The sequence below is a fragment of the Halomonas sp. JB37 genome (assembly GCF_002332255.1).
Classification (GTDB): domain Bacteria; phylum Pseudomonadota; class Gammaproteobacteria; order Pseudomonadales; family Halomonadaceae; genus Vreelandella; species Vreelandella casei.
This window is the reverse complement of record NZ_NRGW01000001.1, coordinates 940,679-962,002: the sequence shown is the minus strand read 5'-3', so window position 1 is coordinate 962,002 and position 21,324 is coordinate 940,679. Positions and strand designations below refer to the sequence as shown.

Sequence of the window (21,324 nt, the reverse complement as noted above, 5' to 3'; positions counted from 1 at the left end):
GCGGCTATGCCATGTATATCAGTTTTTATCGTAGTTGATTCATTAAAAAAGCATGGCACTATATATTAATTATTTAGATACCCAGGGGCTGTGATGGCATCGCTAGGTCAAATGAGCGACTACGAAATACGCTTAATTCGTATTTTTAAAACGGTTGTCGAATGCGGCGGTTTTACCGCGGCTGAAACGACGCTCGGCATTAGTCGCTCGGCGATTAGCCAGCATATGAACGACCTGGAGGGGCGGCTAGGATTCTCTCTCTGCCAGCGAGGGCGTGGCGGGTTTAGCTTAACCGAAGAGGGTAAAGAGATTTATCAGGCAGGGCTTACGCTGCTCACTGCGTTGGAAACCTTTAAAAGCGATGTAAATGCTCTGCATCAAACCATAAAAGGTGAGCTTAACATTGGCATTACCGATAATTTGGTCACGCTACCGGCCATGCATGTCACCAATGCGCTGGCCGAGCTGAGTGCACCGGCGCATGATGTCACGCTGCATATTCATATGGAGCCTTCCGATGCGGTAATTCGTGGCGTGATGGATGGCCATCTTCACGTTGGCGTTGTGCCCGCGGTGAATCTACCGACCAGTTTAGAAACGCGACACCTCTACGACGAGCCTTCGTATCTTTACTGTGCGGCAGAGCATCCGCTTTTTTCTGAGCCTGATGACATTCTTGATAATGCCAATATTGCCCAGCACCCCGCTATTTCACCGCGCTACCCGCTTCCTGCAAAAGCGCGCGAGGCGCATGATGCGCTTTGCCTGCGCGCCTCGGCATCAGACCGCGAAGGAGCGGCCTTTCTGATTCTTACCGGGCGCTTTATCGGTTTCCTACCCGAACACGTGGCTGCCCAGTGGGTGGCCGCCGGCAAGATGCGGGCGCTACATGCAAGCGCCCAGCACTATCGCATCCCCTTTGTACTCATCACCCGCCACGACCGGCGCCCTAATCGCGTAGTGGATGCGTTTTTAAGTTTTATTAAAAACGCAGAGTAAGCAAAAAAACAGTAAGCAAAAAACAGTGCGTTTTATGAACGTTGCTCTGCTGCGTCACGCGCCATGATGGGTACCGGCCCAACCTGTGGCGACGATGACAACACTTGGCTCGCCACGTAGTAAACGATGGCTCCAAGCGCTGAGCCTGTGAACCAGCCATAGTCATAAAACCAGTTCATCGTGTCTGTCACTAGCGACATTAACGTGAGCAGCACCGGCACACCAAAAGCAATAAAGCCAGCGATGTTCACAGCAGGATAGGCGTGATCATCCATGTACAGGCTCGGCACATCCAAACGCTGCTTTTTAATCAGAAAGTAGTCCACTGCCATGATGCCAGCGATGGGCCCTAACAGGCTTGAATAACCCAGCAGCCAGTTGGAATACATCTGTTCAAGGGAAACCCCAGGAGGAATAACACCCGCCTTTTGCAGCAGGTCATAACCCATTAGCAGCACCCCAACAGCCCCAGTGATCAATACACCGCGCGTTTGGTTAATCAGCTTAGGGGCAATGTTTTGGAAATCGTTGGTGGGCGAGACAATATTCGAGGCGGTATTCGTAGAAATGGTAGCAATAATGATCAGCAGCATCGCCATCACGACCCAGAAGGGGCTGTCGATATAGCCAATTAAGCGCACCGGGTCGGCAACGGTTTGGCCCACTAACGTCTCAGACGCGGCAGTCAACACTACCCCGAGAGCTGCAAAGAAGAACATCGTCAGTGGCAGGCCGATTACTTGACCAACAATCTGGTCTTTTTGGCTTTTCGCAAAGCGGCTGAAATCGGGGATATTAAGCGATAGCGTGGCCCAAAAACCGACCATAGCGGTCAAGCCCGCGAAAAAATAGCCGTAAACCGATGCCCCTTCAGGGCGCGATGGCGGCTGCGCGAGAAGCTCGGTCATCGACATATTCGGCCATGCCCACATCATTAGCCCAATACCCACCGCTAGCAGCAGCGGCGCAGCCAATGTTTCCAGCCATTTGATCGATTCAGCCCCGCGAATAACCACGTAAAGGTTCATCGCGCCAAAGACAAAAAAGCCAATAACTTCACCAACCCCACCTAATGCTGCCCAAGCAGGCACCAGTTCTGAAAGCAGCAGATGAATCGCCAGACCGCCAAACATCGTTTGAATACCAAACCAGCCACAGCCTACCAATGCGCGCACCAGGCAGGGCACGTTAGAGCCTAAAATGCCGAATGAAGAACGCAAAACCACGGGAAAAGGAATACCAAACTTGGTGCCTGGAAAAGCGTTCAACGTCAGCGGGATCAGCACGATGATATTCGCCAACAGAATAGCGAATAACGCCTCGCCCACGCTTAAACCAAAATAGGCGGTTAAAACGCCGCCCAGTGTGTAGGTAGGCACGCAGATCGACATGCCGACCCACAGGGCGGCGATATTCCATTTGGTCCAGGTGCGCTCGCTAGCCTGGGTCGGTGCAATATCTTCATTAAAACGCGAACTGTTGCGTACATCGTCCCCTACCTCAAGCTCAATCAGACCATCTCGATCCACCATCTGAGAGGTTGTTTCTGGCATTTTTGTATCTCCTCAGCATTGCGTTGTCCAACCCAGGCGGTGTCTGAACGCTAGCGACAGCGGCTAAATCCTGACAAACCTTAATCCCCACGGTCAGTGAAGTTTCCTAGACAGGATTCAAAGCAATAAGTGTGCCTAGCTAAGCGAGCATGCCAATTAACTCATTGATTAAAAAGCTGCCTTTATGGACAACAATATTATTATTAGATCATTACCTTTGACGATGTTACCTCTCGAACAAACGTCGACTAAACAAAGCTAGATCAAAAAAAATATTTGCACCAACTTTAAACATCTCAGAATTTAAAATAAGCCCTCTAAAATAGATAACAGCATGATTCAAAACAATTAATAAAAAATTCCAAAACAGTGCGCATGATCACCAAAAGAGTGAACACTGCTATTTATATAAATAAAATCAAACAAACTCAAAGAGTTAACGTTAATTTAAAAAACAATAAATGATGACTTGCCAAAACTACCAAGCCAACGATACTTTTAAGAAAAGCTGTCTTGATTGTCAGCTTTATTAGACAACGCTTAAGACTGAAACAAACGCTTTACACCAACAATTAGAGGGAGCGTCTAATGCAGAAGATGAAAATCGGCTTAATTCAAATGGGCTTAAAAACCAGCACCGAGCTTTCGCCCGCGGCCATTCGTGACGCGATGAACGAAGCCCATCTACCGATGATTCAGCAAGCCGCAGACCAGGGCGTGCAGGTGCTGTGCTTTCAGGAAGTCTTTAATCAGCCGTACTTTTGCCCCAGCCAAGACGGCAAATGGTACGCCGCCGCCGAGCGCGTACCCGAAGGCCCCACCTGCCAGATGATGCAAAAACTGGCCGCTGAGCACCGCATGGTCATTATTGTTCCGATCTATGAAGAAACCGAAACCGGCGTTTACTACAACACCGCCGCCGTGTTCGATGCCGATGGCAGCTACTTGGGCAAATACCACAAAACGCATATCCCTCAAGTGGCCGGTTTTTGGGAGAAGTTCTTCTTCAAACCTGGGCAATCCAACTGGCCGGTGTTTGATACTGCCTACGGCAAAATTGGCGTGTATATCTGCTATGACCGCCATTTCCCCGAAGGCTGGCGGGCGCTTGCGCTCAACGGTGCCGAAGTGATTTTCAACCCCTCTGCCACCGTGGCGGGGCTTTCTCAATATCTTTGGGAGCTTGAACAACCCGCCTCTGCGGCAGCCAACGGCTGCTTTATTGCTGCCATCAACCGTGTAGGCACTGAAGCACCGTGGAATATCGGCAATTTCTACGGCTCCAGTTACATCGTCAACCCCCGCGGCAAAATCGAAGCTCAGGCTAGCGAAACCAACGATGAACTCCTCGTCCACGAGATTGATTTGGACATGGTGCGAGAAGCCCGTAACAACTGGCAGTTCTTCCGCGACCGCCGCCCGGAAACCTACACCCGTCTCACCGACGGCGAATAGCACTGTCCAAACAATCATCCAAGGAGCGAACGATGAGCTTATTAATCAAAGGCGGCACGGTGGTCACTCACGCAGACACCTACCGGGCCGACGTGCTCTGCGTAGACGGTAAGATTCATGCCATTGGCACGGATCTAGACATCCCTGAAGGCTGTGAGACGGTTGATGCCAGCCATCAGTTGGTAATGCCCGGCGGTATCGACCCGCATACCCATATGCAGATGCCGTTTATGGGCGCGGTGGCCAGCGAAGATTTTTACACCGGCACCGCCGCGGCTATGGCAGGTGGCACCACAACGATTATTGACTTTGTCATCCCAAGCCCCGGCCAGTCGCTGCTAGAAGCCTTCGAAACCTGGCAAGGCTGGGCAGAAAAAGCCGCCACTGACTTTGCGTTTCACGTCGCCATTACCTGGTGGGATGAAAGCGTTAAAGAGGAAATGGGCACTCTGGTGCGCGAGCATGGCGTTAACAGTTTTAAGCATTTTATGGCCTATAAAGGCGCCATTATGGCCACCGATGATATTCTGGTGGAAAGCTTTTCGCGCTGCCTAGAGCTAGGCGCCATTCCCACGGTACATGCCGAAAACGGCGAGCTGGTGTACCACATGCAGCAAAAATTGCTCGCTCAAGGCATAACTGGGCCAGAGGCGCACCCGCTTTCCCGCCCGCCTCAAGTAGAAGGCGAAGCGGCTAGCCGCGCGATCCGCATTGCTAGCACGCTAGGCGCGCCGGTGTACCTGGTACATGTTTCCACCAAAGATGCGGTGGATGAAATCGCCTACGCCCGCCAACAGGGCCATCAGGTGTTTGGCGAGTGTTTAGCAGGCCATTTACTGATTGATGACAGCGTCTACCAGCACGCCGACTGGGCAACGGCAGCGGCCCACGTAATGAGCCCTCCCTTCCGGCCCAAGGGCCATCAAGAAGCACTCTGGCACGGCCTGCAATCCGGCAACCTACAAACGACCGCTACCGACCACTGCTGCTTCTGCGAGGAGCAAAAAGCGGCCGGCAAGGATGACTTCACCAAAATCCCCAACGGCACCGCCGGTGTCGAAGACCGCCTGGCCGTGCTGTGGGATGAAGGCGTTAACACCGGCCGACTTTCGCCCCAAGAATTTGTTGCTATCACCTCGACCAACACCGCCAAGATTTTCAATCTCTACCCGCGCAAGGGTGCGATTCAAGTCGGTGCCGACGCTGATATCGTGGTGTGGGATCCCAACGGCACCCGCACCATCTCCGCCAAGACCCATCACCAGAACATCGATTTCAACATCTTCGAGGGTAAAACAGTCCGCGGCATCGCCCGTCACACGATTAGCCAAGGGAAATGGGTGTGGCGAGATGGCGAGCTACGCGCCGAACGCGGTGCAGGCCGCTATCTAAAACGCCCCGCCTATCCCGGTGTATTTGAGCTTCTGGCCAAGCGGGCCGAGTTAAACGCCCCGAAGGCTGTCGCACGTTAAAAATGAGCCAATAAAAAATACAGCGCAAGACAAGACTAGAGAATGGGAGTAACACCGTGACCAATCCACTGGACTACCTGCCCAGCGCAAAAGAGGTCGGCACCTACGACCCGCAAGCGCTGGTGAATAACTTTAGTGATCTTCATCCCCCACTCACCGATCGCCAGGCGATCATCGAAAGCCAGCGCTGCCTCTACTGCTATGACGCGCCCTGCGTTGAGGCCTGCCCCTCGGATATCGATGTCCCAAGCTTTATTCGCCAAATCAGCGACAGCAACATCAACGGCGCGGCAGAAACCATTTTGAAAGCCAATATTCTGGGCGGCAGCTGTGCCCGCGTATGTCCTACCGAAATTCTCTGCGAGCGTAGCTGCGTACGCAATCACGATGCCGAGTGCCAGCCGGTGCTGATTGGCCTATTGCAGCGCCATGCCACCGACAACATGCAGTTTGAACAACACCCTTTTACGCGTGCAGCCTCAACTGGCCAGCATATTGCGGTGGTGGGTGCAGGGCCTGCAGGGCTCTCCTGCGCTCACCGCTTGGCCATGTTTGGCCATCAGGTAACGATTTTTGAAGCCGAACAGAAACCCGGCGGGCTGAACGAGTACGGTATTGCACGCTATAAAATGACCGATGACTTTGCGCATAAGGAAGTCGCATTTTTACTCGAAATCGGCGGCATCGATATACAGTACGGCCAGCGCTTGGGAAGCAATTTAGCACTGAGCACGCTTCGCCAGCAGTACGACAGCGTGTTCATAGGCCTAGGGCTGGGCGCCAGCCGCGCTTTAGGCCTCACCGGCGAAGAAGCACCCGGCTTAATGCCGGCGGTTGAATATATAAAAACGTTACGCCAAGCCACTGACCTGGGCAGCCTACCCGTTTCCAAACGCTGCATTGTCATCGGTGCGGGCAATACCGCCATTGATATGGCCACGCAGATGTCTCGCCTAGGCGCCACCGAGGTCACGCTGGTATATCGCCGTGGCCTTGAGGCAATGTCCGCCACCGACCATGAACAGGAAATCGCCAAGGCCAACGGCGTACGCATAGTGACCTGGGCACAGCCTGACGAGATTATGCTGGATACCCAAGGGCGCGTAGCGGGGATGCGCTTTGCCAAGACCGTTGAACAAGCGGGGCGTTTAATGCCCACAGGCGAGACGTTTGAACTTGCCGCCGAGGCCATCTTCAAAGCTATTGGTCAGGGTTTCGACGACACAAGCCTAAGCGACGCAACGGCCGCTGAGCTTGATCGAGACGGCGAACGCATCCACGTCGATGAGATGTTTCGCACCTCTTTACCCAATGTTTATGCTGGCGGCGACTGTGTCCAAGCCGGCCAGGACCTTACCGTGCAAGCGGTGCAGCACGGCAAACTGGCGGCTCACGCCATTCATCAGGCGCTTGCCGCCAAGCAGGAGGCCGCATGAAAACGGATACTTTTACATCTAGCCCTTTTCCCTCATTTGGCAAAAAAAGCAGCGGCGATAGTATCGTTAACGGCGTTGATTTATCGGTTAACTTTGCCGGCATTAAAGCCCCCAACCCGTTCTGGCTGGCCTCCGCCCCACCTACCGACAAAGCTTACAACGTGGTGCGCGCTTATGAGGCGGGCTGGGGCGGCGTGGTATGGAAAACCCTGGGTGAAGAGCCTGCGGCGGTCAACGTCTCGTCGCGTTATTCAGCGCACTATGGCAAAAACCGCGAAGTGATCGGCTTTAATAACATCGAGCTGATTACCGACCGTTCGCTGGAGATCAACCTTCAAGAAATCACCCAGGTGAAGAAAGATTGGCCCGACCGCGCGCTGATCGTTTCCATCATGGTGCCGTGTAATGAAGAGGCCTGGGCGTATATTTTGCCACTTGTGGAAGCGACCGGCGCAGACGGCATTGAGCTTAACCTAGGCTGCCCACATGGCATGCCCGAGCGCGGCATGGGCGCGGCGGTAGGCCAAGATCCTGATCTGATTGAAAAAGTCACCTACTGGTGCAAGAAGCACTACTCCAAACCGGTGATTGTGAAACTGACGCCCAACATTACCGACATTCGCGTGGGCGCTCAGGCGGCACTGCGCGGCGGTGCTGATGCGGTATCGCTGATCAATACCATCAACTCGATTACCAGTATCGATCTCGATGCCATGGCCGCCAAGCCTACGGTGGGCCATCAAAGCACTCACGGTGGCTACTGCGGCAGCGCCGTGAAGCCTATTGCTATGAACATGGTGGCTGAAATTGCCCGCGACCCGGCGACCCCCACGCTGCCCATCTCCGGCATTGGCGGTATTTCCAGCTGGCGGGATGCGGCGGAGTTTATCGCACTAGGCTCGGGTAGCGTTCAGGTATGTACTGCGGCAATGCTCAACGGTTTTCGCATTGTAGAAGAGATGAAAGATGGCCTTTCCCGCTGGATGGCAGACAAGGGCTACGACTCGATTGAGGCGTTTTCCCGCAAGGCGATACCGCATACCACCGACTGGAAACACCTCGACATCAACTTCAAAACCATTGCCCAGATCGATCAAGACCTGTGCATAGAGTGCGGCCGTTGCTATATCGCCTGCGAGGATACCTCCCACCAGTCGATTGCCAAGCTCACCGAGCAGGACGGCGCCCGCCGCTACGAGGTGATTGAAGACGAATGCGTGGGCTGCAACCTGTGCCAAATCACCTGCCCGGTAGAAAATTGCATCACCATGGTGCCTCAAGAAACCGGCCAACCCTTCCTGGCCTGGGATAACGACCCACGCAACCCTTTCCAGGTCGCAAGCTAAAGCGACTCACGTTATCCAATGCCACCGCCAGCACCGCTCAAGGGCGGTGGCACTTATTGCAACACGCTGTTCCATCAACAAATAGCGACAAAGCACGGCATTCTTGAGAAAATGAGAAACTATCGCATATGCTATTTTTTCTTATAAATGTTTTCTTATAAAGGAAGCCTAATGACGTCTTCACTTTTCTCCCCCATTTTTACAAAAACGCTCGCGGCAACGCTGCTTGTCTCAATCGCTGCCACCGCTAATGCCGACCAGCGCATCGCTACGTTTGACCTAGGCAGCCTGGATACGCTTGATGCGCTCGGCGCCAGTGAACAGGTAGTCGGTATTCCCAAACAGAGCCTGCCTGATTATTTATCGGCATATAGCAGCGATGCTTATACCGACTTAGGTGGACTAAAAAATCCTGATTTTGAAGCCATTGCGGAAAGCGAACCAAGTCTAATCTTTTATACCGGCCGCCAAAGCGACTGGGAAACCGAGTTAGCAGAGATTGCTCCGCTGCTAAATACCCGCTTACAAGGCGATGATTACCTGGCATCCTTCGATGAAAATGTTCGTCAGATCGCAAGTCACATAGACGCCGAAGCGCGTGCCGAAGAAGCCCTCGAAGCACTGCACGCCGACATTGAAGCCCAGCGCGAAGCGCTCAGCAACGCACCGCGTACGCTGGTGGTGACACACAACGGCGGCAACTTGATGCTTAATCAACATCCGGTAGTGCATGACGTATTGGGCGTTGCAGCCCTGGAGATGCCCGATAGCGTTACCAGTGAAACGCGTGGCACGCGTACCTTCACGCCGCTTTCCCCTGACGCGATTGCCGAGATTGCCCCGGACGTGGTGCTAGTGATTGACCGCAGCGCGGCGATTGGCGACGAGCCCGCTGACGCAGAAGCACTCGCACAAGCGCTTGACGATGCTGGAGCCAACACGAAACTCGTACTGCTCACACCCGCGCTCTGGTACCTCTCAGGTGGTGGCCTGCAAAGTTTGAAGCTACAAATCGACGAAGTTGTCAACGCTCTGTAAATTGAGCGCTTACTCATTTCAGCTGAGCCCCTGTTCTTACTTAGGCAACACGGGGCTTGTTATCAAACGATGCCTCAGCACCTAACCACTGGGCATAGCCTTTATGGCACATCTCTTGCTTCGTATATAGCCAGCAGCTAACCGGCTGTGGGCTTACATCGGGGTACACTGCCATGCACCACTCTGACTATCCGCTCAGCGAAGTTCCTACCAGCGCCCGCAAAGGATTGTTTTCCACCGCCGTGATTTTGCTGGGCTTCACCTTTTTCACCGCCACCATGTGGGCTGGCGGCACGCTGGGCCAGGCCTTTCCTATCGGCCAGCTGCTATGGATCATTCTGATAGGCAACTTACTGCTGGGTGCTTATGCAGCAGCGCTTGCTTATATCGCCTGTAAAAGCGGGCTTAACTCCGTGCTAATGGGGCGCTTCTGCTTTGGCGAGAAAGGCAGCAAACTCTCCGACTTCATCCTTGGTTTTACTCAAATCGGCTGGTACGCCTGGGGCACGGCTACGATTGCGTTAGTAAGCGTTAAACGCAGCGGGCATTAACGTGTGCTTTGCCGAAGACTCTATTTTTGACCCCTGGTATTCCCTGGGCAACGGTAAACTTTTGCGAACGCTAGATTTCGGCCTACATATTTGCCAAATGATGGGCTACCAAGACTTCGGCCAGGCGCTGTCACTGATTACCGATAACAGTGCGCGTACCCTGAATATTGAAGATCGTTATGGCATAGAAGTGGGCAAACCCGGCAATTTCAACTTACTGGAGGGTGAAGACGACTACAGCGTACTGCGTAATCAAGGCGAAGTACTGCTTTCAGTACGCCACGGCGAGGTCATCATGCAGCGCGAGCCGGCTAAGATCGTCACCCCACCGTGGCTTGGCTAAGGCAATCCCATAAAGATTATTTGACGTCTAATAGATAGCCGTAAAACGCCGTATTGCGCTGCCAGCCCAACGATTCATAAAGATGTTGGGCTCGCTCGTTCTCAACCTGCGTCATCAATATTAGGCGGGGAACGCCATGATCGCGAGCAAGCTGGGTAGCAGCATCCATTAGCGCCCTACCGGTACCTTTCTCACGGCAACCAGGTAATACAAATAGATCATTTAACGTCCAGCGCGCATTCAAGCCTACCGTAGAAACACCGGGATAAAGCTGCACGAAACCAGTGAGTGTGCCTTCACTGCTTTCACTTACCAAAATGAATGAATCTCCTAACCCCATGCGTTGGCCTAAAAATTCACGAGCGGCCTGCATATCACTCGGCTGCTGATAAAATTGACGGTAGCCATCTAACAGCTCGGTTAAGGCATCCAGGTCATTAATGTTTGCTGCACGAACGATAGTCATCAGGAATCTTCCTTAGATAGCATGCCTGCGTATTCTCTAGGTGCCTACTTATAGTAGTGTAGCGAGTTAAACGCTTATCCATACACCAAACAACAGTAGAACACGATGTTCTCAACGGGGTTAATGTGGCTCAACCGCTCTCTTCGCAAGCAGGCTCACACGCATCGCGATGCAAAGCATGGAGCGTACACGCATTTACGGCAAGTGGAGTACTACTTGGCACGATGGCGTTGCTGTCACTGATCGACAACGATCCGGTAGCCTGCCTTCTCTGGTTAGGCGCCGCGATGATGGTGGATGGTGTCGATGGCGCGCTCGCCCGTAAATACGAAGTGAAGGCCATACTGCCCCATTTCGACGGTTCGACCCTGGATATGGTGATCGATTACCTAACCTGGGCCTTTATTCCCGCCTTGTTTATCTACTTCTTTGTTGAATTGCCGTCTTATCTTGAACTGCTGTCGGTGTTCATCATTCTGCTGTCATCGATGTTCTGTTTCTGCAACGTTGGCATGAAGAGTCAGGATAACTACTTCGTGGGTTTTCCTGCGGCCTGGAATATCGCTGCCGCCTATTTCTATATTCTCGATCTCTCACCGTTCATCACGTTTGCCACGATCGTATTGCTGGCCATCCTCACCGTCACAAAGATGAAGTTCCTGCATCCCTTCCGGGTGCGTCTGTTCATGCCGTTCAATATTGCGATCACTCTAGCGTGGTGCGCCTGCGTTACGTCACTGCTGCTCTCAAGCTCCGAGCACGCAGCCTGGGCACTCTGGGGGTGGGGTATTGCATCGGCCTATTTCATCGGTATGTGCTTATGGCGTACTGCCAAAGAATGGTTTGATTGAGAGGTAGGCAAGGCATGGCTAACGAGTTTATCGCCCCCGATGGACACCCGCGCTGCTTGTGGTGTGGCGGCGCACCGGAGTTTCTTCCCTATCATGACAATGAATGGGGCTTCCCGGTCGACAACGACCAACGGCTATTTGAAAAGCTGTGCTTGGAAAGTTTTCAATCAGGCTTGAGCTGGCGCACCATTCTTAACAAGCGCGAGAACTTTCGCGCGGCCTTCCACCACTTCGACATTCATCAGGTCGCCCGCTTTAACGAAGATGACGTACAGCGCTTACTGCAGGACGCGGGAATTATCCGCCACCGCGGCAAGATTGAAGCCGTCATTAATAACGCGCAGCGCGCATTGGAAATGATTGAAGAGGGGTCGCTTGCCGCGTTTTTCTGGGGGTTTGAGCCCGCGTTAGATGCATTGCAAGAGCCGCAGTCGCAGACAACATCGCCTGAGTCTGTAGCACTATCAACATCACTCAAGAAAAGGGGCTGGAAGTTTGTGGGCCCGACTACGGCCTTTGCATTTATGCAGGCAATGGGGCTTATTAATGATCATGCCAGCGGGTGCATCACACGAAAGAAAGCAGCCCAGGCACGCAGACTATTTACACGCCCCGCCAACAAACGACACTCGTCGCCGGGAAGCCCGGCGACGAGTGAGTTAGCGCAGAATAAATAGCGGCTAATGCTTAGGGCATTAAGACGCTATCAATCACGTGGATCACGCCGTTAGATTGGGCCACATCAATAACGGTGATGTTAGCGCCGTTACCTTGAGCATCCATGACCATCAGGTTATTGCCGTTACGCACCACGGTCAGGTACTCGCCCTGTACGGTTTGGAAGGCAACGGTACCGTCGTTCTCCATCACTTCTTCCCACAGGGCGTCACGGTTTAGATTACCGGGTACCACATGGTAGGTAAGAACAGTCTGCAATTGCTCAATATTTTCAGGTTGTAACAAGGTATCTACAGTGCCGGCAGGCAGAGCCGCAAAGGCTTCATCCGTCGGGGCAAATACGGTAAATGGGCCTTCACCCTGTAGCACATCCACCAGCTCAGCGGCCTTAACTGCTGCGACTAGCGTGGTATGGTCGCCGGAGTTAACGGCATTCTGAATGATATTGCGCTCAGGCAACATGCTAGCGCCACCAACATTAGTGGGGCCATGATCCGCCAAAGCAGCACTGGTCCATAAAGCGGTTGCACATAGGCTAGCAGCAAGAAGTTTGAGTTTCATTCGGGCATCTCCTGATGATCATTATTGGTTTGTCATTAAAAGGCCCCTTTAATGCAGGCTCACCAATGTTTACGTGGCTAAGATCTGTGTGGATGCACAATTCTCACAAAAAAATTCTAGCCAACTGACTCAGTACGCTTGCCTTCAACGCGCGACTCGCCAAGACTGGTGGATCGGTTCGTTCTGCAGAGATCCTGAATGTTAGACGCGACTCAACGTCATCAATACCTGATCGACCAGCTCAATGGCTGTGCGCATGGCAATCGCCAGGCCCTCGAACGCCTCTATCGTGCCTCATCGGCGCATCTGTATGCGCAGTTGCTGCGTATAGTCAGAAACGAGAGCGCTGCACAGGACTGCCTACAACATGTGTTTATCAAGATATGGCACGCTGCCGACCAATATGATGAAACGCGGGCTAAGCCGATGACGTGGCTGTCAACGATGACTCGCAACATTGGTATTGACTGGTTGCGACGCCAAAAACCACAGGATGCAACCGCTAATGAGCCGTTGCTGGAAACACTGTTTAGCACCGATGATCCTGAAGACGACAGCATGAGCGCACAGCAGAACAGCAAGCTCCAAGACTGTTTAGACACGCTTAGCCGTCAGCAGCGCCAAGTCATGGAAATGGCTTTCTTTCAGGGGCTAACCCACAGCGAACTGGCCGACTCCTTAGCCCAGCCACTGGGTAGCGTCAAAAGCTGGATTCGCCGTGGACTCGAGAGGTTAAAAACATGTCTGACCAGTGGGATTTAACCAGTGCTGAGGAACGTCATCTAGCCGCTGGCGAGTACGTACTAGGAGTGCTGGACAGCGACCAAAAAGCACGCTTTGAAGCGCTGCTTGCTGTCAGCCACGACGTACGTAATGACGTAGACAACTGGCGCGAGCATCTGCAGCTGTTTAATGAGCGCCTTGATCCTAAAACGCCACCAAAAGAGATTTGGCAGCGCATTACCCATGCGACGGGGACGCGTACCACCCCGTGGTGGCAGCGCTTAGGTGCCTGGCAGGCGATGGCTGCCAGCTTTGGCGCGATCGCCGTTGCATTGGGACTGCTATGGCAACAGGCCGCGCTGACGATGATTCCTTCCGGGGAGGCCGTATTCGTCGTTCAGGATGAATCACAAACGCCGGGATGGATTATCAGCGCAACCGCCGATGGAGAGCTGCTCGTTCAGACTGTGCAACCGACCCAACTGGGCCGTGAACAAACGGGTGAGCTGTGGCTAATCGCCGACGGCACGCCAGTTTCGCTAGGCCTTTTACCCGACCAAGGCAGCCAGCGCTTGCAGCCGAGCGCTCAACTACGCGAGCTGTTATTCACTGCCGATTTAGCCGTCAGTATTGAGCCTCATGGAGGCGCACCCGCTGGGCAGCCCACTGGCCCCATTATCGACCATGGCCGCTTAACGCCGGTGCGCGGCAGCACCATTAGTTTATGACACACGGCTACGTTATAGCGCAGACAGGCCATGTTCATGCTGCTGCGCCTCTTCCACCATGTCTGCGGCAAACTCCCCCACTGTACGCACGGCATCCTCTATAACCGGTGTTAGCGTGAAGGCATAGTTAAGGCGCAGACACTGGCGAAATTTTCCAGAAGCTGAAAACAGCGACCCTGGTGCTACGTGAATTGCACGCTTGGCTAAGCGCTCGTTAAGCTTCACGCAGTCCACCGCAGCAGGCAACTCCACCCAGAGCAAAAAACTCCCCTGTGGGTAGCTAATGCCCGAACCTTCAGGAAAGTAGCGCTGCACCCAACTGATCATAATATCCCGCTGGCGCTGATACTGGCGGGTAGCATAGCGAAGGTGGCGTTCGTAGTGACCTTTAGCGACAAACTCCGCCACCGCCAGCTGTGGCAACGTGGCCGACGCACCGGTCGAGACGTACTTCATATGCAGCGCCTGATCGCGATAACGGCCCGGCGCCAGCCAGCCTACACGCAAGCCAGGCCCGACTGTTTTGGAAAAACCGCTGCATAGCATCACGCGTCCATCGTCGTCGAAGGATTTCACGGTGCGTGGTCTTGGCAGACTAAACGCCAAATCACCGTAGATATCATCTTCAATAATAGCGACATCAAAGCGTTGAGCGAGCTGAAATAAAGCCCGCTTTCGCGCCTCGGGCATGGTGTAGCCCAATGGGTTATTGTGGGTCGGCGTCACCTGTATCGCACGGATAGGCCACTGCTCCAGCGCCATTTCCAATGCTTCTAAGCTGATACCCGTTTGCGGATCCGTGGGAATTTCCAGCGCTTTTAAGCCGATCGCCTTGAGAATTTGCATGGTGCCATAAAAACTGGGCGAGTCCACGGCCACCACATCACCAGGCTGTGTGAGAGTGCGCAGCGAAATGGACAGCGCTTCCTGGCAGCCAGTGGTCACCATAATGTCGTCAGGGTGCAGCAAGCAGCCGGAGGCAATCGCCAGTCGAGCCACCTGCTGACGCAGCTCGGGGCTGCCGCTCAGCTTGTCGTAATTGAATCCCATTAAGTCATTATGGCGATGTAGGCTGGCAAGAATTTGTGACAGCGGCCGCAGCGTCTCATACTCAAGATTCGGCACGCCACGCCCAAGCAACAGCCGCGCATCATCCCGCTGGGTAGCGACGAGTTCCAGCACCTGATCCCATTGAGAAACGTCCAATGGGCGCTGCGCGGGTCGCGACATGGACGGCAGAACTGGCGGCACCCTGCTCGGCAACACGAAATAACCCGATTTAGGCCGTGACTCAATCAACGCCACGTCCATTAATTGCCGGTAAGCTTCCTGCGCAGTGGAAATGCTAACGCCTAACTCTTGGCAAACCGCGCGAATAGAAGGCAAACGATCGCCCACACGATAAATACCGTGCTCGATACGCTCCTGTAACGCATTGGCAACTTCTTCATAACGCGTCACGGCAGTGGCTCCTCGCTGTCGCTGCAACAATACAGATAGCTATTTATAGCCCATACAGAGTAATAAAACACTTCATCTGTATCTTTATAATATAAATTTCTATATCTGTATCGTCATAGCGACGCTGAGTAACCTAATGAGGCATATCGCATTCAAGGAGCACCGTCATGCTACGCCTCAACCTTACTCAGCTTCGCTACCAGTTAAGCGCCACGTTACGAAAATACCATCAGCGCCGTCGCAGCCGCCGCCAACTACTGACACTTGATGACCGCTTGCTAAAAGATATTGGTATCAGCCGCGCCCAGGCAAAAAAAGAGGGCCAAAAAGCCTTTTGGAAACGCTCACTTTAAAGGGAGAACGGTATGAAAACCGTTGAGTACTATTTACTCGATGTATTTACCGACCAGCCGTTTGCCGGCAACCCATTGGCCGTCTTTCTGGAGGCCGATGGGCTGGCGACCAGCACTATGCAGGCCTTGGCCAATGAGCTTAATCTTGCTGAAACGGTGTTTTTAGGCGCGGCTGCTGGGCCGAATCACTACCCGATGCGTATTTTCACGCCCACGCGTGAGCTGCCTTTCGCCGGACATCCCACGGTAGGCACCGCGCGCCTGTTAGCAGAGCTGAACCTAGTCAACCCTGCGCAAGAGGTTGTTCTACAGCCCCCTATCGGCGAGCTAATGGTTAGTTATAAACAGGGAAGAGCCACCTTTACTACCGCTCAGCGGGCCAAGGTCATGGGCAGCACTATTGATCATGCCACCGCGGCTAAGCTCCTCGGATTGGAAAGCCACCAGGTGATTGGCAGCCCCGTATTTTCGTCCTTCGGACTACCCTTTCATCTGATCGAGTTAGTCGATCATGAAGCGTTGGTGCGCATCAGCATCGACAACGCACTATGGGAAAGTTCGGTGATGACGAGCAGCGCAGAGCAGGTCTACCTATACGTAACGGAGCCATCAAACAACACAACCATCCAGATCAGCAGCCGTATGTTCTGTATGCACGCGAGTATCTGTGAAGACCCGGCCACCGGCAGCGCCGCAGCCGCTTTAACGGGCTATTTGGCCTCACTCCAGCCAGATGCCTTGCAGTGCACGATTCATCAGGGCGATGAAATGGGGCGGCCCAGCGTTATTCATACCGCCGCCAATGGAGAGATCGAACCTGGTTTCGTCACGGTTGGCGGTAATGCCGTCGTAGTGGGTCAGGGCACATTTAAACTTCATCAATAGGGCGTACCCAGCACGCCCTGCCCCGCTCATTCCCCCAAGCGCTGCCGTAGAGACCGGTCAGGCTATCGTCACGTCGGTAGAGAGATAGACATCCTGAATCGCATGCAGCAGATCAACGCCTTCCTGCATCGGTTTTTGGAATGCTTTGCGCCCAGAAATCAGGCCCATTCCCCCCGCACGCTTGTTAATAACCGCCGTGCGTACTGCATCGCCAAGATCAGAGTGTCCTTTGGAGCCACCGCCGGAATTAATCAAACCCGCACGGCCCATAAAGCAGTTGGCTACCTGATAGCGGGCCAGGTCAATGGGATGATCAGTCGTCAGCTCGCTATACACTTTATCGTGGGTATGCCCGAAGCCAACCGCGTTGTAGCCGCCGTTATTCTCAGGCAGTTTCTGTTTAACGATATCCGCTTTAAGGGTGGCGGCCATGTGATTGGCTTGACTGGTGAGGTCAGCCGAGGCGTGATAATCGTTGCTACCCTGTTTGAACTCAGGATTACGCAGGTAAGCCCACAATACCGTCACCATTCCCAACTGGTGGGCGCGCTCGAAAGCCTCGCTAATCTCCATGATTTGCCGACGGCTCTCGTGAGAGCCAAAGTAAATCGTCGCCCCCACTGCCACGCAGCCCATGTCGTGGGCCTGCTCCACATCGGCAAATAGCGTCTGATCGTATATCGCCGGGTAGCTCAAGGTTTCGTTATGATTGAGCTTTAACATCATTGGAATCTTATGAGCATAACGTCGCGCTACGGAAGAGAGTACTCCTAGCGTTGAAGCCACGCCGTTGCAGCCCCCTTCAAGGGCTAACTCGACAATATTGGCCGGGTCAAAGTAACGCGGGTTAGGCGCGAAAGAGGCGCCTGCCGAGTGCTCAATGCCCTGATCTACCGGCAACAGGCTGAGATAGCCAGTGCCTGCCAAACGCCCATGATCGAAAAACGCCTGCATATTGCGCAGTACCAATGGACTGCGGTCGCTATCGGCCATCACGCGGTCAATAAAATCAGGGCCAGGAAGATGCAAGTCCTCACGACGAACTCCCTGGCACGTATGGTTAAGCAAGCTATCGGCGTCACTGCCTAGCAGAGCGGGTAAATCAATCATGATGAACTCCTTGAGGGATTTCGTAACAAAAAGTAAGCACGGATCAGATACTGCTTTAATAGAGCCTAGTCTTTCAATAGAGCATAGCGGAAACCCCACCGCAATCAGGCAACGCTTGGTTTCCCTGCGGTTGACAAAGCTACGACTAAAGGATGAAAATACAATCACGAATGAGTTTTAGTCGCAAATAAGACTAATCCTGATAAATTTTCGCTCTCACCTGGAAACACCTTCACAATGCCCGCGTCTTCGCCGCTTGCTGCTCCGTTGGCATCCACCTATCGGCGCTTCATTGTTACCCGTTTGCTGATTGTCGCGGGGTTAGCCATAGCGTTAGCAATATCGCTGCTCACTGATATTGCCAGTGGCCCTGCGAATATCTCAGTGACTGATTTAATCGCACTGCTATTGGATCCTCATGCTCAAGGGCCGATTCAGCAAGCCATTGTTTGGGAAATCCGCCTCCCTGCCGCACTCATGGCAGTGCTGGTAGGCGCAACGCTGGGGCTGGCAGGGGCAGAAATGCAAACGGTGCTGAATAACCCGCTGGCCAGCCCGTTCACGCTGGGCGTTGGTGCGGCGGCCACCTTAGGCGCTTCGCTGGTCATTGTTTTCAATCTCACCTTGTTTGGTTTAAACGCCCACTACGCCACCGCTTTAATGGCATTTATGTTTGCGGCGGCGTCGATGCTGACTATCAATGCCTTATCTCGTCTCTACGGCGCCAGCCGTGAGATTATTGTGTTATTCGGCATTGCGTTGGTATTTGTACTCAACGCGCTGGTGGCACTTTTGCAGCTCATCGCTAGTCCCGATGCGCTACAGCAATTAGTGTTCTGGACGATGGGCAGCCTCTCACGCGCCTCTTGGGACACGGTGGCCATCGTGGCAGTGGTATTAGCCATTTGTATGCCTTTCTCGTTGCGCAGCGCCTGGGCAATGACGGCACTGCGCTCGGGTGATGAACATGCGCGCAGCTTCGGGATTGCGGTTGAGCGTTTGCGACTTATCTCGCTACTTAGAGTGAGCCTGCTCGCCGCTGCAGCAGTCGCGTTTGTGGGCACCATTGGCTTTATTGGGCTAGTCGGCCCGCATATGGCACGCCTGGCATTGGGTGAAGATCATCGCTTTTACTTACCGGGCAGCGCCTTGGCGGGGGCGCTGGTGCTATCGCTCGCGTCGATCGCCAGTAAAACGCTGGTCGATGGGCTGGTGCTGCCTGTGGGCTTAGTAACCTCACTGGTAGGCATCCCCTTCTTTATGGCGTTAATCATGCTGCAGGGGCGCGCGCGATGAAAGCAGGCTTTACGCTCAGCAACGTCACGACCGGCTACCGCAAACGGCGCGTTTTCGAGCAGCTAAGCTTGCCCACACTGCCACCCGGTTCACTGGTCGCAGTGTTGGGGCCCAATGCGGTGGGTAAATCGACCCTGTTAAAAGCCATCGCGGGCTTACAGCCAGCCAGCGGACGTATGCAGCTTAATGATATCGACCTCACCACCCTCAGTGGCGCCGCGCGGATGCGTCATGTGGGCTATCTACCGCAAACGCTCCCTCAGGCCACCACGTTAGTGGCCTACGAAGCGGTACTGAGCGCTTGTCGTGCCGTGCGCCCCGACCTAAGCCGTACAGAGATAGACACGTTAATCGAGCGCGTTTTCGATGCACTGGCCATTCGCCCGTTAGCGTTGCGCCCGTTGAGTGAGCTCTCCGGCGGGCAGCGTCAGATGGTTGGCCTAGCTCAGGCGATCGCCCGCCAGCCCGCACTATTACTACTGGATGAGCCCACCAGCGCGCTAGATTTGCGCTGGCAGCTGGCGCTGATTGATACCGTGCGCTCGGTAATAGCGGAGCGTCAGGCGGTCTGCCTAATGGCCATCCACGATATCAATCTCGCCCTACGCTTTTGTGATCAAGTGCTGCTATTTGGTAACGGGGGGCTACTGGCTGCAGGCGATCCTCACGAGGTGATCACCCCCGACGTGCTGCACACCGCCTATGGGGTCGAGTCCCGGGTCGAGCGATGCTCGCTAGGGCGGCCACTTGTGCTCAGTGATCGCGTCAGCGAGCCATTGTGATGTTTATACCAACAACCACCATTTATGCTCATCCGATGCGCCGCTTGGCTATTAATGTGTTGTGCTGGATGAGCCTGTTAATCGCTGCCGCTTGCTGGGCAACCGATTCACAGGCGGGCGCGTCTAAAGACTTTCCTAAAACACTGACTGATCTTGCCGGGCGTCAGGTAACGCTTTCAGCACCGCCCACACGCTTGTTTCTTACCCAGCCACGCCAGCTTTATGCCTTGGCAACACTTCTAGATGACCCAACACCGCGCTTAGCGGGCTGGGCCTATCCGCTGGCCGTATTTGACCCCGCCATGGCTCAACGGTTTCTCACCCAGTGGCCTGCGCTTGATCAACTGCCCGCTCTTTCAAGCGCGCCGACACCCCAACTCGATAGCGAAGCGCTGCTTAACCTGGCCCCAGACTTAGTACTGCTTGATCTCGCGCGCGCTAGTAACTTCGAAGGCTCTCCGCTGGCGCAGCTACTGGACGAGCTAGGTATTGCCTATCTGTTTATCGACTTTAACCGCCACCCGCTGGAGAACACGCCCAAAAGCCTTGCGCTTTTAGGCGAGGCCTTGAACGCGATGCCTCGAGCTAGCGCAATGATTGCTCTAATTGAACAACGCTTGGCGCGTATCGACCAGGGCTTGGCAGACTTGAAGCTGGCGGAACAGGCCGCCGATGCCCCCACCGTGCTAATCAATGTCGCCCCTGGGCTAAAAGTGGACTGCTGCCGTACCAATCTACGCAACGGGCTAGCCGACCTAGTAGCCCGGGCAGGTGGCGATAATCTTGCCGATGCATTAATTCCCGGCGCATCGGCAACGCTGAGCAATGAATGGGTGCTCAGCCACCCACCCGACGTCATCCTCAATACCGCGGGGCAGTGGACAGCGGGTGATGGTGTGCGCGTTGGACTTGATATCAGTGCTGATGATATCAGCCAGGATTTGCGGCATCTGAGCCAATCGCTTCCCGGCTGGGCGCATCTTAACGCCGTTCAGAATGGACAGTTTTATGCGCTATGGCATGGTTTTCATCAGGGTCCTTTCGCCATTGTAGCGCTCGAACGTATCGTCCAATGGCTCTATCCCGAACACTTCACTGACCTTGATCCGGCCGCCACCTTCAATGCCCTACTACCTATCACGCCAGCGCTAAGTCACGAAGATCACTTTTGGGGCGCACTCAACGCTCCATAATCCTTGGCCCACTCCCCCTCTGACAATAACAGGATCTGTATCGA

21 protein-coding genes and 2 pseudogenes are annotated in these 21,324 nt (G+C 54.0%); 17 read left to right on the top strand and 6 right to left on the bottom strand.

Annotated elements, in window-relative coordinates:
* Positions 1-93 precede the first annotated feature (93 nt).
* On the top strand, positions 94-999 hold the full coding sequence (locus tag CIK78_RS04615; protein WP_096277669.1) for a LysR family transcriptional regulator: 906 nt from the start codon (positions 94-96) through the stop codon (positions 997-999).
* Between the two features lie 32 nt (positions 1,000-1,031).
* Here the strand turns inward: CIK78_RS04615 and CIK78_RS04610 are convergent, their stop codons facing one another.
* Positions 1,032-2,552: an NCS1 family nucleobase:cation symporter-1 gene (locus CIK78_RS04610; RefSeq protein WP_096277667.1), complete on the bottom strand. Its 1,521-nt coding sequence runs from the start codon at positions 2,550-2,552 to the stop codon at positions 1,032-1,034.
* A 588-nt stretch (positions 2,553-3,140) separates the two neighbouring features.
* Here CIK78_RS04610 and CIK78_RS04605 point away from each other — a divergent pair.
* The 5 genes from CIK78_RS04605 (at position 3,141) to CIK78_RS04585 (ending at position 9,299) form a co-directional block, all read left to right on the top strand.
* Positions 3,141-4,007: a nitrilase-related carbon-nitrogen hydrolase gene (locus CIK78_RS04605; RefSeq protein WP_096277665.1), complete on the top strand. Its 867-nt coding sequence runs from the start codon at positions 3,141-3,143 to the stop codon at positions 4,005-4,007.
* A 32-nt stretch (positions 4,008-4,039) separates the two neighbouring features.
* Positions 4,040-5,479: a dihydropyrimidinase gene (gene hydA, locus CIK78_RS04600; RefSeq protein WP_096277664.1), complete on the top strand. Its 1,440-nt coding sequence runs from the start codon at positions 4,040-4,042 to the stop codon at positions 5,477-5,479.
* Positions 5,480-5,535: 56 nt separating this feature from the next.
* Positions 5,536-6,915, top strand: a complete 1,380-nt coding sequence (locus CIK78_RS04595) for an NAD(P)-dependent oxidoreductase (RefSeq protein WP_096277662.1) — start codon at positions 5,536-5,538, stop codon at positions 6,913-6,915.
* Positions 6,912-8,261 (top strand): NAD-dependent dihydropyrimidine dehydrogenase subunit PreA, encoded by a 1,350-nt coding sequence (preA, locus tag CIK78_RS04590; RefSeq protein ID WP_096277660.1) that lies wholly within the window; start codon positions 6,912-6,914, stop codon positions 8,259-8,261. The genes CIK78_RS04595 and preA overlap by 4 nt, the downstream gene beginning before the upstream one ends.
* A gap of 171 nt (positions 8,262-8,432) precedes the next feature.
* On the top strand, positions 8,433-9,299 hold the full coding sequence (locus CIK78_RS04585) for an ABC transporter substrate-binding protein (protein WP_096277658.1): 867 nt from the start codon (positions 8,433-8,435) through the stop codon (positions 9,297-9,299).
* 40 nt (positions 9,300-9,339) lie between these two features.
* Here CIK78_RS04585 and CIK78_RS18005 read toward each other — a convergent pair whose 3' ends face one another.
* Complete coding sequence (locus tag CIK78_RS18005; protein WP_255249087.1) at positions 9,340-9,474, bottom strand: hypothetical protein; 135 nt, start codon at positions 9,472-9,474, stop codon at positions 9,340-9,342.
* Between CIK78_RS18005 and CIK78_RS04580 the strand changes: the two are divergent.
* Positions 9,473-9,844, top strand: a pseudogene (locus CIK78_RS04580) (cytosine permease); the annotation flags it as partial. The gene CIK78_RS18005 and the pseudogene CIK78_RS04580 overlap by 2 nt on opposite strands.
* Positions 9,831-10,193 (top strand): annotated as a pseudogene (locus CIK78_RS04575) (amidohydrolase family protein); the annotation flags it as partial. The pseudogenes CIK78_RS04580 and CIK78_RS04575, both read left to right, overlap by 14 nt.
* A 16-nt stretch (positions 10,194-10,209) precedes the next feature.
* On the opposite strand, the gene CIK78_RS04570 reads toward CIK78_RS04575, so the two are convergent.
* On the bottom strand, positions 10,210-10,659 hold the full coding sequence (locus tag CIK78_RS04570; RefSeq protein WP_096277655.1) for a GNAT family N-acetyltransferase: 450 nt from the start codon (positions 10,657-10,659) through the stop codon (positions 10,210-10,212).
* Positions 10,660-10,784: 125 nt separating this feature from the next.
* Here CIK78_RS04570 and pcsA point away from each other — a divergent pair, with 125 nt between their 5' ends.
* The gene (gene pcsA, locus CIK78_RS04565) at positions 10,785-11,510 is read left to right on the top strand and encodes a phosphatidylcholine synthase (protein ID WP_176483362.1); all 726 of its coding nucleotides are present in this window, start codon (positions 10,785-10,787) and stop codon (positions 11,508-11,510) included.
* A 14-nt stretch (positions 11,511-11,524) separates the two neighbouring features.
* Positions 11,525-12,187 (top strand): DNA-3-methyladenine glycosylase I, encoded by a 663-nt coding sequence (locus tag CIK78_RS04560; protein ID WP_096277651.1) that lies wholly within the window; start codon positions 11,525-11,527, stop codon positions 12,185-12,187.
* 10 nt (positions 12,188-12,197) lie between these two features.
* On the opposite strand, the gene CIK78_RS04555 is transcribed toward CIK78_RS04560, so the two are convergent.
* Complete coding sequence (locus CIK78_RS04555) at positions 12,198-12,749, bottom strand: fasciclin domain-containing protein (protein WP_096277649.1); 552 nt, start codon at positions 12,747-12,749, stop codon at positions 12,198-12,200.
* 198 nt (positions 12,750-12,947) lie between these two features.
* On the opposite strand from CIK78_RS04555, the gene CIK78_RS04550 reads away from it, so the two are divergent.
* Entirely contained in the window at positions 12,948-13,511 is a 564-nt protein-coding gene (locus CIK78_RS04550) for a sigma-70 family RNA polymerase sigma factor (RefSeq protein WP_096277646.1), read from the top strand.
* A complete protein-coding gene (locus tag CIK78_RS04545) occupies positions 13,490-14,200 on the top strand; it encodes an anti-sigma factor (RefSeq protein WP_096277644.1) in 711 nt (236 codons plus the stop codon). Before CIK78_RS04550 ends, CIK78_RS04545 begins: the two co-directional genes overlap by 22 nt.
* A gap of 12 nt (positions 14,201-14,212) precedes the next feature.
* On the opposite strand, the gene CIK78_RS04540 is transcribed toward CIK78_RS04545, so the two are convergent.
* Complete coding sequence (locus tag CIK78_RS04540) at positions 14,213-15,661, bottom strand: PLP-dependent aminotransferase family protein (RefSeq protein WP_096277642.1); 1,449 nt, start codon at positions 15,659-15,661, stop codon at positions 14,213-14,215.
* 167 nt (positions 15,662-15,828) lie between these two features.
* Between CIK78_RS04540 and CIK78_RS04535 the strand changes: the two genes are divergently transcribed.
* Positions 15,829-16,014 carry a DUF1127 domain-containing protein gene (locus CIK78_RS04535; protein WP_096277640.1) on the top strand — a complete coding sequence of 62 codons (186 nt, stop codon included), beginning with the start codon at positions 15,829-15,831 and terminating at the stop codon, positions 16,012-16,014.
* Positions 16,015-16,026: 12 nt separating this feature from the next.
* Complete coding sequence (locus CIK78_RS04530) at positions 16,027-16,899, top strand: PhzF family phenazine biosynthesis protein (RefSeq protein WP_096277638.1); 873 nt, start codon at positions 16,027-16,029, stop codon at positions 16,897-16,899.
* 57 nt (positions 16,900-16,956) lie between these two features.
* On the opposite strand, the gene CIK78_RS04525 is transcribed toward CIK78_RS04530, so the two are convergent.
* Positions 16,957-18,009, bottom strand: coding sequence for a class I fructose-bisphosphate aldolase (locus tag CIK78_RS04525; RefSeq protein ID WP_096277636.1), 1,053 nt, complete (start codon positions 18,007-18,009; stop codon positions 16,957-16,959).
* 237 nt (positions 18,010-18,246) lie between these two features.
* Between CIK78_RS04525 and CIK78_RS04520 the strand changes: the two genes are divergently transcribed.
* Genes CIK78_RS04520 through CIK78_RS04510 form a run of 3 tightly spaced genes read left to right on the top strand, consistent with a single transcriptional unit; the run spans position 18,247 to position 21,280 of the window.
* Positions 18,247-19,305: an iron ABC transporter permease gene (locus CIK78_RS04520; RefSeq protein WP_096277634.1), complete on the top strand. Its 1,059-nt coding sequence runs from the start codon at positions 18,247-18,249 to the stop codon at positions 19,303-19,305.
* Entirely contained in the window at positions 19,302-20,087 is a 786-nt protein-coding gene (locus tag CIK78_RS04515) for an ABC transporter ATP-binding protein (protein WP_096277632.1), read from the top strand. The genes CIK78_RS04520 and CIK78_RS04515 overlap by 4 nt, the downstream gene beginning before the upstream one ends.
* Positions 20,087-21,280 carry an ABC transporter substrate-binding protein gene (locus CIK78_RS04510; RefSeq protein ID WP_225734163.1) on the top strand — a complete coding sequence of 398 codons (1,194 nt, stop codon included), beginning with the start codon at positions 20,087-20,089 and terminating at the stop codon, positions 21,278-21,280. The genes CIK78_RS04515 and CIK78_RS04510 overlap by 1 nt, the downstream gene beginning before the upstream one ends.
* The last annotated feature ends 44 nt before the right edge of the window (positions 21,281-21,324 follow it).